Source organism: Peribacillus sp. NPDC046944 (assembly GCF_050272735.1).
Lineage (GTDB): Bacteria > Bacillota > Bacilli > Bacillales > DSM-1321 > Peribacillus.
This window is the reverse complement of record NZ_JBNNML010000025.1, coordinates 1-4696: the sequence shown is the minus strand read 5'-3', so window position 1 is coordinate 4696 and position 4696 is coordinate 1. Positions and strand designations below refer to the sequence as shown.

At 35.7% G+C, this 4696-nt stretch carries 4 protein-coding genes; 3 read left to right on the top strand and 1 reads right to left on the bottom strand.

Features of this window, described 5'->3' with window-relative positions; all coding sequences use genetic code 11:
- Positions 1 to 170 precede the first annotated feature (170 nt).
- Positions 171 to 1055, bottom strand: coding sequence for a LysR family transcriptional regulator (locus ACQKIC_RS20800; protein ID WP_427592230.1), 885 nt, complete (start codon positions 1053 to 1055; stop codon positions 171 to 173).
- Between the two features lie 142 nt (positions 1056 to 1197).
- Between ACQKIC_RS20800 and ACQKIC_RS20795 the strand changes: the two genes are divergently transcribed.
- The 3 genes from ACQKIC_RS20795 (at position 1198) to ACQKIC_RS20785 (ending at position 4452) form a co-directional block, all read left to right on the top strand.
- Positions 1198 to 1935, top strand: coding sequence for an SDR family NAD(P)-dependent oxidoreductase (locus ACQKIC_RS20795; protein ID WP_427592231.1), 738 nt, complete (start codon positions 1198 to 1200; stop codon positions 1933 to 1935).
- A gap of 55 nt (positions 1936 to 1990) precedes the next feature.
- A complete protein-coding gene (locus ACQKIC_RS20790) occupies positions 1991 to 3274 on the top strand; it encodes a CynX/NimT family MFS transporter (RefSeq protein WP_427592232.1) in 1284 nt (427 codons plus the stop codon).
- A 266-nt stretch (positions 3275 to 3540) separates the two neighbouring features.
- Complete coding sequence (locus tag ACQKIC_RS20785) at positions 3541 to 4452, top strand: DMT family transporter (protein ID WP_427592233.1); 912 nt, start codon at positions 3541 to 3543, stop codon at positions 4450 to 4452.
- The last annotated feature ends 244 nt before the right edge of the window (positions 4453 to 4696 follow it).

The window sequence follows — 4696 nt, the reverse complement described above, 5'->3', positions numbered from 1 at the left end:
CTCTTTTATTGAAGAACTACGTTTATATTTCTTACTATAATTTTTGAAAACTTAAAGTCTTCACGAAACCTACTATATCACTCCACTATTTTTTGATACTCCATATAATTCTTATCTCAATCTCGACAAACTCCGTTACAATATTTCCTCTTTTCAAACTCAGATCTCATTTAATCTTTTTTATATTCTTGAAAATAGCGATGACAGTGGGCAATGAAAGCCTCTGAAATCTTTGTAGGATATAAATATCGATGCTTTAATAAGCCGATGGTACGGGTAAACTTCTTATTTTCAATTTTTAAGTGCTTAAGTTTACTTTCATATAAATTAACAGCTGTTTCAGGTGTAAAGGCTGCACCATGTCCATTTTTCACAAGCTGTAAAATGATTGTTGCTTCTTCCACTTCAACTTGATAAGTCGGTGTATATCCAATTGATTTACAAAATCGGTCCGTAAATTGACGAAAGCTGTACTTATTGGTTAAACCGATAAAAGGTAGTTCGTCAAATTCCAACAAATTAATTGTTCCTTCTTTCTTCTCTTTATATGATTTTGGTACAGTTAGAAAAATTTCCTCCTCAAATAATGGGACCCATTCTACATTTGGATGTTCGATTTGCTCAGTGGTAATACATACATCATATTTTCCATTTTCCGTGAATTGTTGTAAATTTTCTTTTGATAACGGTACTTGTTGGTATTTAACATTGGAATAATTATTGAAGAACTGATCTAAGATATTCGTGAAAGTATATGGTAATGTCGTCACAATCGACAAGTTTCCACTTCCCTCGCCTCGTCTTTCCTCTAATCCACGCTCTAAATGATGTACCTCAGAGAAAACGCGCTCCGCACGTTTGAATAAAAACCTTCCATTTTCATTTAATGAAATGCGCTTGCCACTACGGAAAAACAAATCCATCCCTAACTCTGCTTCAAGATTAGTGATCGCCTTACTTAACGCTGGTTGCGAAATCGATAGTTCTTTAGCTGCAAGTGACACGTTTTCTAATTGTGCGGTTGTATAAAAGTATCGTAACTTTACTAGGTCCATAATTTTCCTCCCACCCTTAATAACCTGAAGTTATAAGGAAATAGTTAATTGGTATTTTTCATTATATCAAAATACGTTTAAAATGTAATTGTCACTGATATATGAACAAATTGTGAACAAAAAATATATGGGGGTTTTCAATATGAGATTAAAAGACAAAGTAGCGATCATTACAGGAGCAGCATCCGGTATGGGGCAAGGAGAAGCTATCCGTTTTGCAAAAGAAGGCGCAAAAGTAGTTGTAGCTGACTTGAATTTAGAAGGGGCAAAAGCTGTTGCTGAAGAAATTAAAGCGTTTGGCGGAGAAGCTATCGCTGTATCTGTGAACGTTATGAAAACCGAGGATATCAAAAATTGTGTCGAAATAACAGAAGATACTTTCGGTCCAGTTGATGTCTTAGTAAATAATGCAGGTGTATTTGATAAATATGCTAAATCATTAGATACGACTTTAGATCAATGGAACTTCTTCTTAAATATTAACTTAACAAGTGTATTCGAATTCTCGAATGCTGTTTTACCTAGCATGATTGAGCGTGGTACTGGTTCCATCGTAAATATTGCTTCTGTTGCTGGTTTGGTTGCAGGTAAAGGTGGAGCTGCTTATACCGCTACTAAGCATGGAGTAATTGGGTATACCAAGCATTTATCTTCTGAATATGCACGCCATGGTATTAAAATTAACGCTATTTGCCCAGGAACCATCGAAACACCTTTAGTTAAGGATGTTTTAGCTGGAATTCCAAAAGATTTAGTACCGACTCGTACATTTGGTCAAGTAGAAGAAGTCGCTGATTTAGCTGTATTTTTAGCATCAAATGAAGCGAAATTCATAAGTGGTGCCGCTGTACCAATCGATGGCGGATTTACCATTCAATAAATATACAAATTTTTAACTGCTTAATTTATAAAATAATACAAAGTGGAGAAGCAACGTGCTTGTTTCTCCACTTTTACGAGGTGACATCATGAAAAAACAAGGGAAAATCCACTATGCTTGGTGGATTATGGTGGCAAGTGCTGCAATTTACGCCGCAAGTGTCGGAATTATCGTAAGCTGTGCAGGTTTACTATACCGTGCAGTAGCAGAAGATCTTCAAGTTGGGGTTTCTAAAATTAGCTTGTATACATCGCTAATGTATTTAACTGTCACCATTTTACTACCATTTGCAGGAAAGATATTGAACAAATTTGATATCCGCTATATTTTAACGATTGCTGGTATTATAAATGCGCTAGCATTTGGATTAATGGGTACCTATCATTCTGTCTTCCCTTTCTATATTTCAGGGATTGCTTTAGGAATTGGTAGTACATTCTTAATTTACGGGTCCATTCCTTTAATCATGAACAACTGGTTTAAAGCAAAAGTTGGTACCTCTTTAGGTTTTGCTATGGCATTCATGGGGGTTGGCGGTGCGGTCTTCGCTCAAATCACCGGTGTCTTGATTGAATCGATTGGCTGGCGCTCAACATATATGACATTAGGTGTTATTGTAGCCATTCTTATTTTACCATTCTCTCTATTCGTTATTCGTTCAAAACCAGAACAACTAAATATGACTGCTTATGGTGCCGATGAAGTCTACACCGATACTACTAATACGCAACAAAAACCTGAATCAGGTGTCTTGAAAGGTGTTGCAATGAAATCCCCAGCATTCTATTTGGTTGTTTTATTCACAGGGCTTTTCGGACTGGCATCAACCGTTAGCTTCCATGTACCAAACTTTGTACAATCCGTAGGCTTTAGTGCTACAATGGCTGCTACAGGTGTAACTTGTGTAACGATTGGTCAAACAGGTGGTAAATTCCTGCTTGGTGCCATAAACGATAAAATGGGAATTAAAGTAGCTCTATTTGTTGGTATTGGCGGGGGTATGCTAGGTGTTGTCGCACTACTTATTTCTGATTCATTCGGAATTGGTATGCTATATACTGGTGCCTTACTATTTGGTATAGGATTCTCAGGGTCTACCTTACTTCCTCCAGTCGTGATTCGAGAAGTATTCGGCGGGCGAGACTACGCATCCATTTATACAACGATCATGTCAGCCTCTACATTAGGTGTGGCATTCGGTACAACATTATTCAGTTACATTTTTGATTCAACAGGTTCTTACTATACTGTATTCATTATTGTTATTGTCCTCTTTATCATTACGATTTCTTCAAGTTTAATTTCTTTAAAATGGAAGAAAAAATTAAATTTTAACTAATGAAAAAGCCTACAAGATCCTATGAGATCTTGTAGGCTTTTTTATAGCCACTCTTCAAACTGAAGAATCATTTCACCTACACCCAAACTAATACGATGTGAAGTATAGGGACTAACATCCATTTCAAAGTAGTCACTACAAATTACTGGCATAAATAATTTACTCATGCTCAGTTTTTAAAAACTATCTCTTTTAGTTTTGGTATTTTCTTGAAAAAGGTTGTATAATAGGTCAATTGTTGAATAAGTTTGAAAGGTTGTTTTTGTATGAGCTATTTTAAAACTTACATGTTGCTTATTGGAATCATGATTATTTGGGGTTTCAACGTTTCTGTTATAAAAATTTTAGTCGAACACATTCAACCTGTGACCATAACTTCTCTAAGAATTTTTACGGCTTCTTTGATAGTCTTTTTAATTTTGGGAATGCTTGGCCTCATTCGTCTTCCAAAAAAATCTGAACTTTTTTACATTTTTGGGGGAGCCCTTTTGAGCGTAGTCTTTCACCATTATTTTTTAGCAGAAGGGTTAACAAAAACTTCAGCTACGAATACTGGATTGATTTTGGGGATGGGACCTTTATTGACAGCCATCTTTTCTATGGTGATTTTTCGCAAAAAACTTACATTCATTCGAGTTCTTGGGTTTATTTGTGGGGCTCTTGGCGTGAGTGTTACCGTTTTGGCCGGAAGTGGTGGCATCCATTCTATTAATCTAGGAGATTTTGATATTTTACTCTCCATTCTTTCACAAGCGCTAAGTTTTATCCTGATTTATAAAGCTTCGAAAACGATGGACCCGCGGCTATTAACGGGTTACATGATGCTAATTGGATCATTTATTTTATTTGCCATAAGTCTTTGGAAGGAACCACATGGTTTAGCTTCAATCTCATCTGCTTCGTTTTCTATCTGGGTAGCTTTCTTTTTCTCAGCTATTTTTGCTACAGGAATAGGTCATATGACTTATAATTACATCATTGGAAAGGTTGGAGCCGCAGAATCCTCTATCTTCTTAAACTTCAACACCTTTTTTTCATTAGTCGGTGTGGCTATTCTTTTGAACGAAGCAATCGTTCCAGCACATTTTTTTGGTCTTATCTTCATTGTTTCAGGAGTATTACTTGGATCGGGAGCAATAGAACTATTGTTGCTTCGTCGAAAAAATAAAGCTATGTAGTTTCTAGCTACTATTCATAAATTTGATTGCTGTCTCATATTCGACCCTAAATTGAAGTGTACATCACTTGTTTTTCTGGTAAAAAAAGAAAAGATTATTCCACCTAGTCGTTCCGCAGCAATCTTTTAGAAAAGGTAAACGTACATAACTATTCCTTTATAATTACTCCTTTCAAACTATCTGTACTAGTTTAATCTTTTTTAAATCCCTAAAAAATGAAATGAAACTTAATTATAACTAAGAA